The following is an 18,525-nucleotide window of genomic DNA, read 5'->3' as shown; positions in this document are numbered from 1 at the left end:
ACGTCCCTGCCGGCTGGGAGGGGCTTCGGCGGGGCGAGGGGTGCACGAGGGCAGGTCGCTTTCCGCCAATCAAGGGTCGGCGGGGTATGGCGCGGGGCAGGGTGGCTGCGCTTAACTCGCCACAGCATGCTGGCAGAGGGATCGGAGCCATGAAGACTCAGGTGAAAGCGCTCGTCGTCGGTGGTGGCGCGGTCGGAACCGCCATTGCCTATCATCTCGGCAAGGCGGGCTGGGATACCATGCTGCTGGAGCGCGACGAGCTGACCTGCGGGTCGACATGGCACGCGGCGGGGCTGCTGCCGCTCTTCAACATGTCCTTCGCGACGAGCCACATCCACGATTACTCGGTGAAGTTCTACAAGACGCTGGAGGCGGAAACCGGCCTCAATCCCGGCTTCTCCGTGGTGGGCAACCTGCGGATGGCGCAGACCCGGGCCCGGATGGACGAATACATGCTTTATGCCACGACCGCGGAGACGGTGGGCATTCCCTACGAATGGCTGAGCCCCGCCGAGATCGGGGAGCGCTGGCCGCTGGTGCGCACCGAGGACCTGGTCGGCGCGTTGTTCCACCCGACCGACGGCTACATCAACCCTGCCGACGTCACGATGGCGATGGCCAAGGGCGCCCGGCAGCACGGGGTGTCGATCGAGCGCAAGTGGCAGGTCGACGGGTACGAATGGACCGGCTCCGAGTGGCGCGTTACCTGCACCAAGATGGCGGAGAAGGGCGGCAACCTGGTTCCGACCGAGGAGCAGGTGGTGATCACCGCCGAGCATGTCGTCACCGCCACGGGCAACCACGCGCAGCGCTCGGCGCGGCTGCTGGGGATCAAGATCCCGGCGATCCCGGTGGAGCACCAATTCATCGTCACCGAGCCCGACCCGGCGCTGGTGGAATACCGCAAGACCCATGGCGAGCACCCGGTGCTGCGCGACGCCGACGCGAAATGGTACGTCCGGGAGGAGCGGGGCGGCTGGATCCTCGGCCCTTACGAGGAAGGCGCGCCGGCGCGGTTCAGGTATGCCGTGCCGGAGAGCTTCCGCGCCGACCTGTTCCAGCTCGACCTCGAGCGGATCGAGGAAGAATACATGTCGATGATCCACCGGATTCCGACCTCGGAGACGGTGGGGCTGAAGGACGATTTCAACGGGCCGATCTGCTACACGCCGGACGGCAACCCGCTGGTGGGGCCGGCGCCGGGGCTGCGCAACATGTGGCTGGCGGAGGGCTTCTCCTTCGGGATCACGGCGGCGGGCGGCACCGGGCATTACCTCGCCCAGATGATGGTCGAGGGGGAGGCCGAGATCGACATGGCCGCGCTCGATCCCAAGCGCTACGGGCCTTGGATGACGACCGAATACGCGGTGCAGAAGAACGAGGAATGCTACTCCCACGTCTACATCCTGCATCACCCGGACGAGGAGCGGGAGGCCGCGCGCCCCTTGCGGACCTCGCCGGCCTATGACCGCCAGAAGGCGGCGGGAGCGCAGTTCGGGCAGGTCAATGGCTGGGAGCGGCCGAACTATTACGCCCCGGACGGGTTCGACGATCACGCCGCCCGCAGTTTCCGGCGCGGTGGCTGGTGGCAATATGCCGTCGAGGAGGCGAAGGCGATCCGCGAGGGTGTGGGCCTGATCGACGCGACGGCCTTTACCAAGCATATCGTCAAGGGGCCGGGCGCGACGGCCTTCCTCGACTGGTTCACCACCAACAAGCTGCCGAAGGTGGGGCGGATCAACCTGACCTATGCCCTGACTGCGGCCGGGACGACGCGGACGGAATTCACCATCGTCCGCCTTTCCGAGGACGAATATTACCTCGTCTCGGCGGGCGCCTGGTCCGCCTATGACCAGGATTACCTGCGCAAGGCCATCGAGGACAAGGAGGCCGATTTCGGCCGGATCGAGCTGCAGGACGTCACCACGCAATGGGGTGTTTTCGCCATCGCGGGGCCGAAGTCGCGGGATGTTCTGAATGCGCTGGTGCGGGACGCGGAACCGGAGACAGTTCTGTCGAACAAGCGGTTCCCCTGGCTTTCGATGCGGCAGATCGAGCTGGGCATGGTGCCGACCATGGCCGTGCGGGTGGCCTATACCGGCGAACTGGGATGGGAGCTGCACCATCCGATCGAGATGCAAAACCACCTCTGGGACCGGCTCATGGAGGCGGGCGCGCCGCACGGGCTGAAACTGGTGGGGGCGCGGGCGCAGAACTGGCTCAGGCAGGAGAAGTCCTACCGCGCCTTCGGCACCGAGCTCGGGCGGGACGCGACGCCGCTGGAGGCGGGGCTGGACCGGTTCGTGGACCTGGGAAAGGAATTCCACGGCAAGGCGGAGATGGAGGCCAAGGGCATCCGGAGTCTCTGCGTGACGGTGCTGGTCGACGGGCCGGAAGATGCCGATCCCTGGGGGCGCGAAGCTTTGTACGCAGGGGGCGAGAAGGTCGGCCGCCTGACCTCGGGCGGCTATTCCGTGGCCTTCGGCAAGTCCATCGGCATGGGCTATGTCCGGCCGGATCTCGCGGTGGAGGGGACGCGGCTCACGGTGAAGATGTTTGACCGGATGTGGGAGGCCGTGGTCGTCGAGGACAGCCCCTATGATCCCGCGAACCTGACGATCCGCAAGGACGGCTGAGCGCGGGGGCTCCCGCCCGGGGCGGCTGCATCGAAGATGCATTGCCCCGGTTGGGCCGGGCCGCGCATTTCATGCGCGGCGCCTCCGGCGGGGTCCCTTCCGATCAGGTCATCGGGCGGGGCCGCCCGTCGGACCGTCCCTTGCGTCTTGTGGTCAGGCCTGCTCGGTGACGAGCTGGTCCCAGGCGGCCAGCGTCTTGGAAGCATACATCAGGGCCGGGCCGCCGCCCATCTGCACGGCGACGCCGAGGATGTCGCAGAGCTCCTCGCGGGTGCCGCCGGCCTTGGCCAGCGCCTTGACGTGAAAGCCGATGCAGGGCTCGCAGCGCAGGCCGATGGCGATGCCGAGCGCGACCAGTTCCTTGGTCTTGTGGTCGGTGGCGGTGCCGGAGGTGACGCCTTTCTCTAGGGCGCCGAAGCCCTTCATGGTCTCCGGGGCGCTCTTGTGCATCTCGCGCAGGTTGCCCTTCATGTCGTCGAGGTAGCTGTTCCAGTCCATAATCGTCGTTCCCATCCAATGCTGCCGTGGCACGTGCCGATCACGCCCATCCGGAGGGCCCGGCGCCGGCTGCTGGGGGAGGGAGCAGGCGGTATTGCGGGCGGTCCACTTCCCGTCTGCGCTACGAATGCAGCATTCGCAATATGATCGTCGGTCGCAGTTGCGCGGGGATCATGCCGGGAAGCGCGCGGGCGACAGGGCTGCGCACTGGTCGGGAGCGAGTTCCGGCGGGCGCCCTGCGACGAGGTCTGCCAGCAGGCGGCTCGCGGCCGGGGCGGTCTGGAAACCGTAGCCGCCCTGGCCAGCGCACCAGAGGAAGGCAGGGTCCGAGGGGGCGGGTCCAATCACCAGCGCCCGGTCCGGGGCGAAGCTGCGCAGGCCGGCCCAGGTGGTTTCGACTCGCGTGACCGGCTCGGTGACGAATGCCTCGTAACGCGCGAGGCCCTCGGCGATCACCATGTCGTCGGCCCAGGCATCGTGCGGGTCCATCGGGTCTTCCTCGGCCGGGGAGACCAGCCAGGCACCGGCGTCGGGCTTGGCGTACCAGCGTTCGGCGACCTCGTCGACGAAGGGCCAGCTGCGGGTGTCGAGGCCACCGGGCGCAGGCAGGCGGGCCATGGAGCGGCGGTAGGGCTGAATCCCCGGGCTCGGCACGCCGGCCATCGCGGCGACCTGGTCTGCCCAGGCGCCGGCGGCGTTGACCAGCATGCGCGCCTCGATCGTCGTGGTCTCGCCGCCGGACCGGGCCTCAACGGCCCAGCCGCCGTCGAATCGGGTGACGGCGGACGCGGTGTGGCCCGTCCGGATGACGGCGCCGTTCTCGCGGGCGGTGCGGGCGAAGTGCTGGAGCAGGCGGTCGGTGTCGAGGTCGAAGACCTCGCCGAGATAGGCCGCGCGCGTGCAGGCGGCGGTGTCGAGGATCGGCCAGAGCGCCGCAGCTTCGTGCGGCGTGACGGGCGTGGCGCCGAACTCGGCATGGGTCCGCGCGAAGCGCTCCTCCTCGCCCGGGCCCGCCACGATCAGCAGGCCGCGCGGGCTGAGCACGCCGGTTTCGCGGTGGGTCGCCGCGCTGGCGGCGTTCAGCGCGCGAACCGGGCCATTGCCGTAGGTTTCGAGGAACATCGCGGCAGAGCGGCCGCTGGCGTGGTAGCCAAGGGCGGGTTCGGCCTCGAGCAGGATCGCGGAGCCGAGGGTGGAAAGCGCCGCCGCGGTGGATGTGCCGGCGATACCGCCGCCTATCACGAGGAAATCGATCATGGAGTCCTTTTGGCAGGGCGGGCCGGGCAAGGGAAGCGCCCATGGCTCTGCATCGCGGCGATTGAGGCTACTATCCGGTACGACGGATTCTTGCTACATTCCCTTACGTAAAGTTCATTTTCAGTATGGGAGGCCAATGTGATTATCAGGTCCATTTCAGAGGTTTTGAAAGGTAGGGTTCTCGTGTCGATAGGGCCGACCGAGACAGTACGTGTTGCCTGTGATCGGTTGAATGAAGCCAATGTCGGTGCCTTGCCGGTACTGGATGGCGACAGGCTTGTCGGTATCATCTCGGAGCGCGACGTGATCCGCCGGGCGATCGGGCGGCGGCGGCCCACGGCGGAGACCCGGGTCGAGGAGATCATGACGAGGGAGCCCACGACCGTGGATCTCTCGGTTTCGCTGTCGGATGCGATGCGTCTCATGATCAAGGGGAAGTTCCGCCATTTGCCCGTCATCGACGAGGGACGGGTGGTCGCCATGTTGTCCATGCGCGACATTCCCACCGAGTATCGCCTGATGGTGGAACGCTACGAAGAGTACCTGACGAGCGCTCCGCCCAGGGAACCGGTTGCAGCCCAATGAAGAGATCGGGCGGCGCACTTGCCGCCCGATGCCATGCCTTACTTCCTGAGCAACTCGGATGCGGCGCGCTCGTAGACCGGCGCAAGCTCCGCATGGAGAAATCCCGACACGCAGGCGCCGCCATGGGGTGAAAGGGCGGCCACCCGTTCGGCCAGGAGCCGGCGGGCGCCCGTCAGGCCGGATGGCATCTCCGCGGCGAGCGCGGCCTTGCGAAAGAACTCGCCGGCGGTGTCGATGCCGCCCGGACGCGGGCGCCAGTGCAGGCCGCCGTCCTTCTGCATCGCCGCGTCGTAGACCACCTCGTCCTCCTTGATCGTCTGCACGACGACGAGCGTGTCGAGCGTTTCCGGGTCGATGGCCGTGGGGTCGTCGGAGAGGATCACCAGATCGGCCAGCTTGCCGACCTCCAGCGAGCCCTTCCTGTCTTCCTCGAAATGCTGCCAGGCGGGCCAGATGGTCATGGCCTTGAGCGCGGTCATGACGTCGACGCGATGGTCGGCGCCGATGATGTCGCCGGACCGCGAACGGCGGGTGACGGTGGCGTCGAGCACGCGCATCGAATCCGGGAAGGCCACCGGCGCGTCGTGGTGGGTGGAGAACCGCATGCCGCGCGCCATCAGCCAGCCCGTGGGGGAGATGTTGTCGGCGTTGACCGGGCCCACCGTGCGCTCGCGGTGCCAGTCGCCCCAGTAGAACGTGTGCATCGGGAAGAGCGACGGGAAGACCTCGAGCTGGTTGATGCGGTCCACCTGGTCCTCGCGCAGGAACTGGCCATGGATCAGGACCGGACGGCGATCGGCCATGCCATGGGCCGCCTCGGCGGTCTCGATGGCGGCCAGCAGCAGGTCGCTGGCGGCCTCGCCGTTGGAATGGGTCAGGATCTGGATGTCGTTGGCGAAAGCCCAGTCGATGGCGTCGAACACCTGGTCGGAGGTGGCCGCCGCATAGCCGCGGTAATCGGCGCGGAAGTTTTCCGGCGGGTTGTAATAGGGCCTGTCGCGCCAGGCGGTGAAGCCCTGCGGTGAGCCGTCGATGGTGAGCTTCGCGCCGGCGACGCGAAAGCGGTTGGCGTAGTCGCGGGAATGGGTCTCGGCGATGTAGTCGCGGTCGACGAGCACGTCGGGATAGGCCACCACGTCGATGTCGAGCCCATCGTGCTCGGCCACGGCTGCCATGAGCTGCGCCTGACCGGTGGTGGCGCGCCCTTCCTGCGCGGTGGTGTAGCCGTAGGAGGCGATGAGTTCGGTGCCGGCGCTGAACATCGTCATCGCGCCCTCGGCATCGAGATGCCGGAGCACGGCCATCATCGCCATGAAATGCGGCGTCTCTTCAAGCACGCCGTTGGGGCGGGTGCCGCCGGGCTCGCGCCGGATCACCCCGCCTTGGACCTCGGGGCTGCTCTCGTCGAAACCGGCGAGTTCCAGCGCCTTGGAGTTGGCGACGCCGATATGGCCGGATTGGTGGACGATGTAGACGGGCACGTCGGTCGAGATCGCATCCAGTTCCTCCCGGGTCGGATGGCGCAGCTCGGCGAGTTGGGAATCGTCGTAGCCGAAGCCGATGATTGCATCGACCGCCTCGATGCGCTCGGGATTGGCTGCCATGTAGTCGCTCAGGATGCCCTGCAGCGCGGCCACGGAATTGCCCTCGCCGTCGGGGGCAGGCAGCAGGTTGGCCGCGAGCGCCTGGAGGCCGATCATCATCACGTGGCCATGGGCGTCGACGAAGCCCGGCAGCAGCGCCTTGCCGTCGAGATCGCGCAGCACCGTCGCCTCGCCCTGGTGTTTCATCACCTCAAGCAACGGGCCGACCGCCAGGATGCGCCCGTCCTTCACGGCGAGCGCCTCGGCGCGGGGGGCCGCGTCGTCCATCGTCAGGATCGGGCCGCCTTCGTAGATCGTGTCGGCAATCTCCTGCGCGGCTGTCATGGCAGGACAGGCCAGCAGCACGCAGGGCAGTGCAAGCGTCGTGAGATAGGTCCGCATGGTGTGCTCCAGACTCGGCTCGTGGAATGGCCGGGATTGGAACATGGGCGCGCGCATTGTGTCTACAATCTCGACGGCGGCGACCCGCGGCAGGTTATCCCTTCAGACGATTGCCAGGTCGTCGGCCAACTCGCCGAGGTCGGTGAAGTTCTCGATGACGAGCCTGTCCTTGCCGAAGTCGAACACGACGTCGCCGTTCACCACCTCGGCGAAGCGGTTCACCACCTGCTTGCGGACGAGGTCGCCGTCCCAGAGCGCGTCGTCGAGCTTGATCGTGTCGAGGTCGTCCTCGAAATCCTCGATCACGTCCTCGCCGTAGCGCTTCCGGAACAGGAAGACGTCACGGCCGTCTTCGCCGCGCAGCGCATCGTCGCCCTTGCCACCGTCGAGCGTGTCCTTGCCTTCCCAGCCGGAGAGCGTGTCGTTGCCGTCGCCGCCCTTCAGCACATCGCTGCCGGTGCCTCCGAACAGCCGGTCGTCGCCCTTGCCGCCGAGCAGCCTGTCGGACTGGTCGTTGCCATAGATCTCGTCGGCCCCGAGGCCGCCGTTCAGCACGTCCTTGCCCAGGCCGCCGTAGAGCTGGTCGCTGCCGTCCTTGCCGAAGATTCGGTCGTTGCCGTCGTAACCCTCGATCAGGTTGCGCCCGTCATTGCCGTAGATCTTGTCGTTCAGCGCGAAGATGATCTTCTCCGCCTCCCGCGCGCTGCTGAGGAAATCCAGACGGGTGAAGACCTGGTACATGTCGGCGCCGATATCGGTGATCTTGAGCCGAAGGTTTCCGCCGACCTTGTAGGTATAGGTGTCGAGCGTGCCGAACGGGCTGCCGAAGATACCGTAGGTGAACTGCCCGAGAAACGTGGCGGTGACGTTGCCGTCCTCGAGGACGAAGCGCTTGGCCGTCTGGACCGTCGGCTCGCCGTCGGTGACCTGCAGGCGCGTCAGGGTATTCTTGCTTCCGTAGTATCTCGCAATCGCCATGATTTCCCCTCCCAAGTAACTCGTGCGAAATCGGAAAATGATCTGAAGCAATGATCAACCGCAGGTAGAATAGCAGAAACCGCCCGTTCTGGCGATTCCGCCCTCTTGGGGGCAAAAAAAAGGCCCGCCGGGGGCGGGCCTTTCTCGGATCGTTCTGCCGGAGGCTTATTGCGGGATCTCGCCCGTCAGGCCCTCGACGTAGAAGTTCATGCCCGCGAGCGTGCCGTCGTCGGCCACTTCGCCCTCGGCCAGCCAGGCGGAGCCGTCTTGCTTGTTCAGCGGGCCGGTGAAGGGGTGGTACTCGCCAGCGGCGATGGCGTCGCGCAGCGCCTCGGCCTCGGCCTTCACCTCGGCGGGAACGGCGTCGGTGATCTCGCCGATCTCGACCATGCCCGGGCCGATACCGTCCCAGGTGTCCATGCTCTCCCAGGTGCCGTCGATCACTGCCTGCACGCGGTCGATGTAGTAAGGCGCCCAGTTGTCGATGATCGAGGAGACGCGCGGCATCGGTGCGTATTCGGCCATATCGGAGGCCTGGCCGAAGGTGATCACGTCACCGGCTTCCTGCGCGGCGGCCTGCGGCGCGGTGGAGTCGGTGTGCTGCAGGATCACGTCGGCGCCCTGTTCGATCAGCGCCTTGGCAGCGTCGGCTTCCTTAGCCGGATCGAACCAGGTGTAGGCCCAGATCACCGAGAACTCGACATCGGGGTTCACCTTCTTGGCGTGGATATAGGCGGAGTTGATGCCGCGGATGACCTCGGGGATCGGGTAGGAGCCGATGTAGCCGATCTTGTTGGTCTTGGTCATCTTGCCGGCGATGTGGCCCTGCACCGCGCGGCCTTCGTAGAAGCGGGCCGAGTAGGTGGAGACGTTGTCGGCGCGCTTGAAGCCGGTGGCGTGCTCGAACTTCACGTCCGGGAACTTGGCGGCGACGTTGATCGTCGGGTCCATGTAGCCAAAGGAGGTGGTGAAGATGATGTCGGCCCCGCCGAGCGCCATCTGGGTCATCGCGCGTTCGGCATCGGCGCCCTCGGGCACGCTCTCCTGGTAGACGGTCTCGACCGCATCGCCGAAGTGCTCCTCCACAGCCAGGCGGCCCTCGTTGTGCTCGTAGGTCCAGCCGCCGTCACCGATCGGGCCGACGAAGATGAAGCCCACCTTCGTCTTGTCCTGGGCAACGGCCGCCCCGGCGAGGCCGAGCGCCAGCGCGGTGCCGGCGAGCAATGCCTTTATGTTCATGTTCAGGATCTCCTTGTTGGTTTTCGCTTGAAAGGTGCCAGGTCCTTGCGGACCTCGCGTTCGATTTCACCGACCTCTTCCTCGACCTCTCTCTCGATGGTCTCCTTGAGGTCGGTGTTGATCAGGGCGGTGGTGATGATCGCTGTCGGCACGGCGATCACGCCGAGGCCGAGGAACAGGATCACCGTGGTGAAGAATCTCCCCTCCGGCGTGATCGGATACATGTCGCCGTAGCCGACCGTGGTGAAGCTGACAATGGCCCACCAGAGGCCCTTTGGGATCGACGAGAACACCTCCGGCTGGGCCTCGTTCTCGAAGATGAAGATACCCACGCCGGCGATGTAAAGGATGATCGCGGCAAGGAAGCTGAACACCAGCAACTCCCCGCGGCTCTTCGCCAGGGCCTGCTCCAGCCGGATGAGCGCGCGGTTGGCGTGCAGCAGCTTGAGCAGCCGGATCAGGCGCAGCAGCCGCAGCGACCGGATGGCGGCCCATTGCTGCTGCACGATCAGGAGGGCCGGGAGGCAGGCCAGCAGGTCGATGATGCCCCAGAAGCTGAAGATATAGCGGAACGGGCGCTTGGCGCAGATGATCCGGGCGAGGTATTCGACGACGAAGGTGGCGACCACGAAGGCTTCGAAGGCGAAGAGCGCCGTGTGTGCCCAGCCGGGCAGGTCGGGTATCGTCTCCAGCGAGATCGCCAGCCCCGACAGCACGATCAGCCCCTGGTGCACCAGCGCCACCCCCCGACCGTGGTCGGGGTGTGTTCCGTCGAGGATCTGTATGTATTCTTCGCGGCGCATCGGCGGTCATCGGCAGGGTCACGACGAGGCGTGGAAGGACCGGCCGAGCTCCGCCGGGGCGTTGAGCGCGGCGCGCCCGCCACGGGAGGACATGACGACCAGAACGAGGATGGTGATAATGTAGGGCGACATGGCGAGGTACTCGACCGGGATCTTCATGCCCGCGGCCTGCAGGTTGAGCTGCAGCACCGTCAGCCCGCCGAAGAGGTAGGCGCCGATCAGCACGCGCCAGGGCTTCCACGAGGCGAAGACGACCAGCGCGAGGGCGATCCAGCCGGCACCGGCGGTCATGCCCTCGGTCCACTGCGGGACGCGCACGAGGCTCAGGTAGGCGCCGCCGAGACCGGCGCAGGCGCCGCCGAAGGCGATGGCCATGAGCCGGATCCGCACGACCTTGTAGCCGAGCGCATGGGCGGCGTCGTGGCTTTCGCCCACCGCGCGCAGGATCAGCCCGCCGCGGGTGAATTTCAGGAAGGCCCAGACACCTGCCACGATCAGGATCGAGACATAGACCATGGCGTCGTGGCGGAACAGGATCGGGCCCAGCACCGGGATATCGGAGAGGATCGGCAGGTGGATGTCGGGCACGCTCAGCCCCTTGATGCCGACATAGCCCTGGCCCATCAGCGACGACAGCCCCAGCCCGAAGAGCGTCAGCGCGAGGCCCGTGGCGACCTGGTTCGACAGCAGGTACTGGGTCAGGAAGCCGAAGAGCAGGGACAGCAGGGCGCCGGCCGCGGCGGCGGCGATGAAACCCAGCGTCACGCTGCCGGTGTTGATCGCGATGGCGAAACCGCTGATTGCGCCGGTGATCATCATCCCCTCGACGCCGAGGTTCAGCACGCCCGCGCGCTCCACCACCAGCTCGCCGATGCCCGCCAGCAGGATCGGCGTCGCCGCCACCATGAGCGAGGCCAGCAGCAGCACCCAGTTGATCGAAGACAGGTCCATCAGGCCACGCCCTCCCGGGGCAGTCGGAAACGATAGTTGGAGAGCACGTCGAGCCCCAGAAGAAAGAACAGCAGCATTCCCTGGAAGGCCTGGATCGCGGCGGCCGGGATCTGCATCGTCGCCTGTGCGGCCTCGCCGCCGATATAGGTCAGCGCCATCAGCAGGCCGGCCATCAGGATGCCGATCGGGTGCAGGCGGCCGAGGAACGCCACGATGATCGCCGTGAAGCCGTAGCCGGAGTTGAAGTCGATCGAGATCTGGCCGGCCGGACCGGAGACCTCGAACATGCCGGCCATGCCGGCCAGCGCGCCCGACACGCCCATGCAGAACACCACCAGCGCGGTCGGATTGACGCCGCCGAAACGGGCCGCGCGCGGGCTCTGTCCGGCGAGCCGGATGTGAAACCCGGTCAGGTGCCGCGACAGCAGGACATAGGCGAAGACCACAGCGATCAGCGCCGCGGCGACGCCCCAGTGCATGCCGGTGCCCGGAATGATCTCGGTGTTGGCGGCGGAGGGGTATTGCTGGAGGTTGCGGGAGCCGGGGAAGCCCGAGGCCTCCGGATTGCGCAGCGGCCCGAGCGCCATCGCCGCCAGCAACTGCTCGGCGACGTAGACCAGCAGCAGCGAAACAAGGATCTCGTTGGTCTTGAAGCGGACCTTCAGAATCGCCGGGATCATCGCCCAGAGCAGGCCGCCGAGCGCGCCCGCGACGATCATCAGCGGAAAGATGATCCAGCTTTCCGCCGGGTAGAAGGCGAGCCCCACCGCGGCGCCGCAGATCGCGCCGATGATGTATTGCCCCTCGGCCCCGATGTTCCAGATGCCGGCCCTGAAGCCCATGGCGAGGCCGACGGCGATGAGGATCAGCGGCCCCGCCTTCACCAGCAGTTGCCCGCGGTAGTAGAAGGCGAATTCGCCGAGGATCGGATCGTAGAAGATCGTCTTGATCGCGATGAAGGGGTTCTTGCCGAGTGCCGCGAACATCAGCCCGCCCGCGATCATCGTGAGCAGCACGGCAAGAACGGGGGTGGACCACGTCCAGAAGCGGGACGGCGTGGGGCGTTTCTCCAGCCGGATCACTGGCGGCCCTCCTCGTAGCTTTCCTTGATGTGATGGGCCTCGTCGGTATGCGCCACGTCCATGTCATGTGCGCCGCCGAGCATCAGCCCGATCTGCTCCATCGTCAGCCCCTGGGTGGGCCGTGGCGCCGAGAGATGGCCGGCGTTGAGGGCCGCGAAGCGGTCGGCCACCTTCATCAGTTCCTCGAGGTCCTGGCTGATCACGATCACCGCCGCGCCGCCGGCCGCGAGGTCCAGCAGCGCCTGCCGGATCGCCGCCGCCGCCGCCGCGTCGACGCCCCAGGTGGGCTGGTTGACGACCAGCACGTCCGGGCGCTGGAGGATCTCCCGCCCGATCACGAATTTCTGCAAGTTGCCGCCCGAGAGCGCCCGCGCCGCGACCCCGGGGCCGGGCGTGCGGACGTCGAAACTCTGGATGATCGTCTCGGCAAAACCGCGCGACTTGCCCCAGAGCACGAAGCCGTTCCGGGTCAGGTCCTCGCGCTGCCAGCCCGAGAGCACCGCGTTCTCGGTCAGGCTCATGTCAGGGGCGGCGGCATGGCCGAGCCGTTCTTCCGGCGCCGCCAGCATTCCGAGTGCGCGCCGTGCGTTGGGCCCGAGATTGCCCACCGGCTTGCCACGCAGGCGCACCGTCTCCCTGGGGCCGAGGGTCTCGCCCGAGAGCGCGCTCAGAAGCTCGTCCTGGCCGTTGCCCGCCACCCCGCCGATGCCCAGAACCTCGCCCGCGTGCACCTCGAAGCCGATGTTCTGCAGCCGCGTGCCGAAGGCTTCGACGTGCTGGCTGGTCAGGCCCGCCACCTGCAGCACCACCTCGCCCCGCTCGCCCGGTGCCCGGTCGGGGGTGTGCAGCGCCTCGCCAACCATCATCTCGGCCAGCTCCGCCGCCGAGCTTTCGCGGGGGTTGCAGGCACCCACGACCTTGCCGCGTCGCAGGATCGTCGCGCGGTCGCAGAGGGCGCGGATCTCTTCCAGCTTGTGCGAGATGTAGAGGATCGAAGTGCCCTCGGCCTTCAGCTTGTTCAGCGTTGCGAAGAGGATCTCCACCTCCTGCGGCGTCAGCACGCTGGTCGGCTCGTCCATGATCAGGAGCTTCGGGTCCTGAAGCAGGCAGCGGATAATCTCCACCCGCTGGCGTTCGCCGGCCGAGAGGTCGCCCACCAGGCGGCGCGGGTCGAGAGGCAGGCCGTAGGCGTGGCTGACCTCGCGGATCTCGCGCGCCAGTTCCCGCATCGGCGGCGGGGTCTCCATGCCGAGGCCGACGTTCTCGGCCACGTTCAGCGCCTCGAACAGCGAGAAGTGCTGGAACACCATCGCCACCCCGGCGGTGCGCGCCGCGCTGGGCCGGGCGGGGGCATAGGGCTTGCCGAACAGCTCCATCTTGCCGCTGTCGGGCTTTACCAGCCCATAGATCATCTTCACCAGCGTCGACTTGCCGGCGCCGTTCTCGCCCAGCAGCGCGTGGATCTCTCCCGGCGCGATGTCGAAGGACACGTCGTCATTGGCGACGACGCCGGGATAGGCCTTGGTGAGCCTCTGGATGGAAAGCAGGTCGGTCACGCGGGGCGGTCCATGGCCGGGGCCGCGGCGGCGGCGGTTTTCAGTAGCATGGCGGTCACTCCAACGGCGATGGCCTGGGGGTGCTTGCCGAAGGACGGGTCGCCGATCGGGCAGGTGATGCGGGCTATCTCGGCCTCGCCATGGCCAAGGTCGCGAAGCCGGCTGCGGAAGCGGCGCCACTTGGTTGCCGAACCGATCAGCCCCGCAGAGGCGAAACCGCGTTCCAGCACGGCGTGGCAGAGCGCCAGGTCGAGTGCGTGGGAATAGGTCAGGATCAGGTGATGCACGTCGCGCGGCGCATGGGCCACCGCCCGCGCGGGCTCGGCGGCCACCAGCGGTGCCACGCCGTAGGGCAGGGTCGCGGGAAACCGGTCGGCATGGGTGTCGACCCAGGTCACGTGCCAGTCGGGAAGCGGCGCGACGGCCCCGGCGATGGCGCGGCCCACATGGCCCGCCCCGTGCAGCCAGAGCTCGTGCCGCGGCGCCGCGAGCGGCTCCAGCAGCCATCCGCCGCGCATGACGGCGCCGGGCGCGGCCGATCCGTTGCGAATGTCGCGCAGGATCTGGCGCAGGCCGAGCGAGGGCTCGGCTGCCGCCTCGACGGCACGCGCGATCCACCCGTCCCGTGCCTGCCGCAGCAGCGCGTCCAGCGCCACCGCGTCGAACACCTCCGTCACCAGCGTCACGACGCCACCGCAGCACTGGCCGAGCGACGGCCCCAGCGGATGCCGGCTGACCGCGCCGGAGCCTGTCTCCAGCGCAACACGGGCCGCTTGCGTCGCCTCGAGTTCCAGCGCCCCGCCGCCGATCGTGCCCTTCTGTCCGCTATGCCAGACCAGCATCGCCGCTCCGGCCTCGCGCGGGGCGGAGCCGCGCACCTCGGCCACCACGACGCGGGCGACGCGGCCATGACTTGCCACGGCCTGTTTCAGCGGGTCGGGAGCAAAACTCACGCGCGCACCCTCTCGATGGCCGCGAGCACCCGCTCCGGCGTCGCCGGCGCGTCGAGCGCGGGATAGCCGGGGCCGCAGGCGGCCACCGCATCCGACAGCGCGAGGAAGGCCGAGATCCCGAGCATGAAGGGCGGCTCGCCCACCGCCTTGGAGCGGTAGATCGTGTCGGCCCGGTTCGGGGCGTCCCAGAGCGCCACGTTGAAGACCGCGGGCCGGTCGGAGCAGGCGGGGATCTTGTAGGTCGAGGGCGCGTGGGTCATCAGCCGGCCCTTGTCGTTCCAGACCAGTTCCTCGGTGGTCAGCCAGCCTGCCCCCTGGACGTAGCCGCCCTCGATCTGCCCGATGTCGAGCGCCGGGTTTAGCGAGGCACCGGCATCGTGCAGGATGTCGGTGCGCAGGATGCGGTATTCGCCGGTCAGCGTATCGACGGCGACCTCGGTGATCGCCGCGCCATAGGCGAAGTAGAAGAACGGCCGCCCTGTGCCGCGGATGCGGTCCCAGGAGATATCCGGCGTCTTGTAGAAGCCGGTCGCGCTGAGGCTGATCCGTGCCTGGTAGGCCTCGAGTACCACGGTCTCGAACGGGATCGCTTCCGTCCCGACATGGACCGCGCGCCCCTCGAACCGAACGGTGGCCGGGTCCGCCTGGAACCGTTCGGCCACGAAACCCGCCAACCTGTCGCGGATCGTGTCGCAGGCCGCCTGGACGGCCATGCCGTTGAGGTCGGAGCCGGAGGAGGCCGCCGTCGCCGATGTGTTGGGCACCTTGCCGGTATCGGTCGCGGTGATCTTCACATGGTCGAGGCCCACGCCGAACCGGGATGCGGCGACCTGCGCGACCTTCTGGAACAGCCCCTGGCCCATCTCGGTGCCGCCGTGGTTCAGGTGGATCGAGCCGTCGGTATAGACATGCACCAGCGCGCCGGCCTGGTTCAGATGCGTCAGCGTGAAGGAGATGCCGAACTTCACCGGGTTGAAGCCGATCCCCTTTTTCACCACGGGGTTCTCCGCGTTCCAGGCCGCCACGGCCTGCCGGCGCGCCGCATACCTCCCGTCTGCCGCGAGCCGCTCGACCATCCCGCCCAGGATGAAATCGGTGACCTCCATGTGGTAGGGGGTCGTTTGCGGAACGCCTGCCTTCGCCTGTCCGGAAATATCCTCGGGGGGGCTCGCCTGCGGCGAGCGGGGGGCAGACGGCCCCGCTCCGGCCTCGCTCGACGGCGCCTCGGCATAGAAATTCGCCCGCCGCACCTCCAGCGGATCGCGCCCGACCACATGGGCCACATGGTCCATCACCCGCTCGATGCCGAGCATCCCCTGCGGCCCGCCGAAACCGCGATAGGCGGTGGCCGATTGCGTGTTGGTCCGCAGCCTGTGCGAGGTGATCCGCACGTTCTCGAGAAGGTAGGCGTTGTCGGCATGCAGCATCGCCCGGTCGGCCACCGGCAGCGAGAGGTCGAGCGACCAGCCGCAGCGGCAGAAATGCTCGAAGGCGATGCCGGCGATCCGGCCCTCCGCATCGACCCCGGCGCGATAGCTGATCCGGAAGTCGTGGCGCTTGCCGGTGATCACCATGTCGTCGTCGCGGTCGTAGCGCATCTTGCAGGGCCGGCCGGTCGCCCGCGCCGCCACCGCGCAGGCCACCGCGAGGTGGTTGCCCTGGCTTTCCTTGCCGCCGAAGCCTCCGCCCATCCGCCGCACCTCGACGCGCACGCCATGCATCGGGATCCCGAGGGCCTCCGCCACCTTGTGCTGGATCTCGGTCGGGTGCTGCGAGGAGGCATGGATCACCATGTCCCCGCCTTCTTGCGGCAGGGCCAGCGCGGCCTGGCCTTCGAGATAGAAATGCTCTTGCCCGCCAATCTCCATCGAGCCTTCGACGACATGCGCCGCGCCGGCGATGGCGGCGTCGGGATCGCCCTTCGCATAGATCCGGGGGCCTTCCTCGAACCGCCAGTCGGCGGCCAGCGCCTCGTCGATGGTCAGGATCGGCCTGGTCTCCGAATAGCGCACCTCGCCGAGGCGCGCCGCACGGCGGGCGGCGAGGTGGCTGGTGGCCACCACGAGAAAGATCGGCTGGCCAAGGTAGAAGACCTCGCCGCTCGACAGCAGTTCTTCGTGAAAGGTCGGCGCGGGCGAGACGTCGTTCTCCGCCGGCAGGTCCTTGGCCGTCAGGACAGCGACGACCCCTGGTGCGTTGCGCACCGCGTCGAGCTCCATAGACGTGATCTGCCCGGCGGCGATGGACGAGAGGCCGAAGGCGAGGTGCAGGCTGTCGCGCGGGGTCGGGATGTCGTCCACGTAGCGGGCCTGGCCGGTGACATGCAGCCGCGCGGCGTCGTGGGGCAGGGGCTTCGCGACGCTCATGGACGCAGCTCCAGAACGCTGGTGGCATGGCCCGATGTTTCGGCGAGGCAGCGGCGGAGCATGTTCTGCGCCACCGTCAGCCGGTATTCTGCGGAGGCGCGCATGTCGGAGATCGGCGTGAAATCTTCGGCAAAGGCGGGCAAGGCGGCCTCGACCGTGGCTTCGGAGAGGGGTTTGCCGTACAGCGCCGCCTCGACATGGGCGGCGCGCTTCGGGGTGGCGGCCATGCCGCCGAAGGCGACGCGCGGGCCGGCGATCACCCCGTTCTCGATCGGCAGGTTGAAGCAGCCGCAGACCGCGGAGATGTCCTGGTCGAAACGCTTGGAGAGCTTGTAGCAGCGAAGGGTATCCGGCTGGCGCGGGATGCTGATGGCCTCGACGAACTCGCCCGGGGCCCTGTCCTGCTTGCCGTAGTCCAGGAAGAACGCCTCGAGCGGGAGGCTTCGGCGGGCGTCCCCCATTCGCAGGTGGAGACTGGCGCCGAGGGCGATCAGCGCGGGGGGCGCGTCGCCGATTGGCGAGCCATTGGCGATGTTGCCGCCCAGCGTTGCTGCATTGCGGACCTGCCGGGAGGCGAAGCGGCGGAGCAGTTCACCGAGGCTCGGGTGGAGGGGTGCCACGGCGTTGCGAAGCTCTTCCATCGTGGCCATGGCGCCGATGCGGATCTCGTCCTCGCCCACGGAAATGGCCCGGAGGTCGTTGCAATGGCCGAGGAATGCGAGGGGGCGCAGGTCGCGCAGCCCCTTGGTGACCCAGAGACCGACATCGGTGGCTCCGGCCACGAGGGTGGCGTCGGGATGGGCCGCGTACCAGGTGGCGAGCGCGTCGGAGGAGGTGGGCCGGGCCACCTCCGCCTCCTTGCTCGCGTCGGGGCGTTGCCCCTCCGGGGTGCTGTCTGCCCCCCGCGCGCCGTCGGCGCGCCCGCCCGAGGATATTTCGGGACAGGTGAAATCGGGGGCCTGCGCGAGCCAATCCGGCACCGGTTCGGAGGCGGCGGCCTCGGCGGCGCGGACGATCGGGGCGTAGCCGGTGCAGCGGCAGAGATTGCCGGCCAACTGGTCGTCGTGATCCGTCTTGCCGTCGAGATGGGCCACGGCCATCGACATGACGAAGCCGGGGGTGCAGAATCCGCACTGGCTGCCGTGGTGGTCGATCATCGCCTGCTGGACCGGGTGCAGCGTGCCGTCCGGCCCGGCCAAGCCTTCGACGGTGCGCACGGATTTCCCTTCGAGCTGGGGCAGGAAAAGGATGCAGGCATTGAGCGCCCGCGCCTGGCCTGCGGGATCGGTCACCATCACGGTGCAGGCGCCGCAATCGCCCTCGTTGCAGCCCTCCTTGGTGCCGGTCAGGCCGCGATCCTCGCGCAGCCAGTCGAGCAGGGTTCGCGTCGGTTCTGCCGTGACATGCACGGTCTTTCCGTTCAGGCGAAAGGTGGTCTGCATCCGGTCGTCCGCCGCGGTACCATTTGCCCTGACCCCGGGCGCGTCCTCGATGCGGCGTAGAAGACGCGCGGCCCTGTTGCACAGGGCAGCAAAGCCAAAACCGGCGGGCATTGCAAGCGCGTGGGCGGTGGAAATGCCTTAACGCGCCGCATCTGCCCGATTTCTGGGCGGCGAGAGAATCGGGGAGGGCGGGA

At 67.9% G+C, this 18,525-nt stretch carries 14 protein-coding genes; 2 read left to right on the top strand and 12 right to left on the bottom strand.

Translation table 11 applies throughout. From position 1 onward, the window contains the following. The first annotated feature begins 149 nt into the window (after positions 1 to 149). Entirely contained in the window at positions 150 to 2,636 is a 2,487-nt protein-coding gene (locus tag CHB86_RS21460) for a GcvT family protein (RefSeq protein WP_089235172.1), read from the top strand. A gap of 153 nt (positions 2,637 to 2,789) precedes the next feature. On the opposite strand, the gene CHB86_RS21455 is transcribed toward CHB86_RS21460, so the two are convergent. Next, positions 2,790 to 3,149: a carboxymuconolactone decarboxylase family protein gene (locus tag CHB86_RS21455; protein WP_342747495.1), complete on the bottom strand. Its 360-nt coding sequence runs from the start codon at positions 3,147 to 3,149 to the stop codon at positions 2,790 to 2,792. Positions 3,150 to 3,305: 156 nt separating this feature from the next. Then, complete coding sequence (locus CHB86_RS21450; protein WP_089235170.1) at positions 3,306 to 4,391, bottom strand: NAD(P)/FAD-dependent oxidoreductase; 1,086 nt, start codon at positions 4,389 to 4,391, stop codon at positions 3,306 to 3,308. Positions 4,392 to 4,529: 138 nt separating this feature from the next. On the opposite strand from CHB86_RS21450, the gene CHB86_RS21445 reads away from it, so the two are divergent. After that, the gene (locus CHB86_RS21445) at positions 4,530 to 4,976 is read left to right on the top strand and encodes a CBS domain-containing protein (protein WP_089235169.1); all 447 of its coding nucleotides are present in this window, start codon (positions 4,530 to 4,532) and stop codon (positions 4,974 to 4,976) included. 38 nt (positions 4,977 to 5,014) lie between these two features. Here the strand turns inward: CHB86_RS21445 and CHB86_RS21440 are convergent, their stop codons facing one another. The 10 genes from CHB86_RS21440 to xdhA all read right to left on the bottom strand — a co-directional run bounded on the left by CHB86_RS21440 (position 5,015) and on the right by xdhA (position 18,331). Then, positions 5,015 to 6,961 carry an amidohydrolase gene (locus tag CHB86_RS21440; RefSeq protein WP_089235168.1) on the bottom strand — a complete coding sequence of 649 codons (1,947 nt, stop codon included), beginning with the start codon at positions 6,959 to 6,961 and terminating at the stop codon, positions 5,015 to 5,017. A 102-nt stretch (positions 6,962 to 7,063) separates the two neighbouring features. Then, positions 7,064 to 7,939 carry a calcium-binding protein gene (locus CHB86_RS21435; protein WP_089235167.1) on the bottom strand — a complete coding sequence of 292 codons (876 nt, stop codon included), beginning with the start codon at positions 7,937 to 7,939 and terminating at the stop codon, positions 7,064 to 7,066. A 165-nt stretch (positions 7,940 to 8,104) separates the two neighbouring features. Further along, complete coding sequence (locus tag CHB86_RS21430; protein WP_089235166.1) at positions 8,105 to 9,178, bottom strand: BMP family ABC transporter substrate-binding protein; 1,074 nt, start codon at positions 9,176 to 9,178, stop codon at positions 8,105 to 8,107. 2 nt (positions 9,179 to 9,180) lie between these two features. Next, positions 9,181 to 9,981: an ion transporter gene (locus CHB86_RS21425; protein WP_089235165.1), complete on the bottom strand. Its 801-nt coding sequence runs from the start codon at positions 9,979 to 9,981 to the stop codon at positions 9,181 to 9,183. 18 nt (positions 9,982 to 9,999) lie between these two features. Next, the gene (locus tag CHB86_RS21420) at positions 10,000 to 10,932 is read right to left on the bottom strand and encodes an ABC transporter permease (RefSeq protein ID WP_089235164.1); all 933 of its coding nucleotides are present in this window, start codon (positions 10,930 to 10,932) and stop codon (positions 10,000 to 10,002) included. Next, a complete protein-coding gene (locus CHB86_RS21415) occupies positions 10,932 to 12,014 on the bottom strand; it encodes an ABC transporter permease (RefSeq protein WP_089235163.1) in 1,083 nt (360 codons plus the stop codon). Before CHB86_RS21415 ends, CHB86_RS21420 begins: the two co-directional genes overlap by 1 nt. Next, positions 12,011 to 13,570: an ABC transporter ATP-binding protein gene (locus tag CHB86_RS21410; RefSeq protein WP_089235162.1), complete on the bottom strand. Its 1,560-nt coding sequence runs from the start codon at positions 13,568 to 13,570 to the stop codon at positions 12,011 to 12,013. The genes CHB86_RS21415 and CHB86_RS21410 overlap by 4 nt, the downstream gene beginning before the upstream one ends. Continuing rightward, positions 13,567 to 14,523, bottom strand: coding sequence for a xanthine dehydrogenase accessory protein XdhC (xdhC, locus tag CHB86_RS21405; RefSeq protein ID WP_089235161.1), 957 nt, complete (start codon positions 14,521 to 14,523; stop codon positions 13,567 to 13,569). The genes CHB86_RS21410 and xdhC overlap by 4 nt, the downstream gene beginning before the upstream one ends. Then, positions 14,520 to 16,889, bottom strand: a complete 2,370-nt coding sequence (gene xdhB / locus CHB86_RS21400; protein ID WP_089235160.1) for a xanthine dehydrogenase molybdopterin binding subunit — start codon at positions 16,887 to 16,889, stop codon at positions 14,520 to 14,522. Before xdhB ends, xdhC begins: the two co-directional genes overlap by 4 nt. Continuing rightward, positions 16,886 to 18,331, bottom strand: a complete 1,446-nt coding sequence (gene xdhA, locus CHB86_RS21395; RefSeq protein ID WP_089235159.1) for a xanthine dehydrogenase small subunit — start codon at positions 18,329 to 18,331, stop codon at positions 16,886 to 16,888. Before xdhA ends, xdhB begins: the two co-directional genes overlap by 4 nt. Positions 18,332 to 18,525: the final 194 nt, after the last annotated feature.

The organism is Tropicimonas sediminicola (assembly GCF_900188335.1).
Classification (GTDB): Bacteria; Pseudomonadota; Alphaproteobacteria; order Rhodobacterales; family Rhodobacteraceae; genus Tropicimonas; species Tropicimonas sediminicola.
This window is presented reverse-complemented; position numbering and strand designations above follow the sequence as displayed.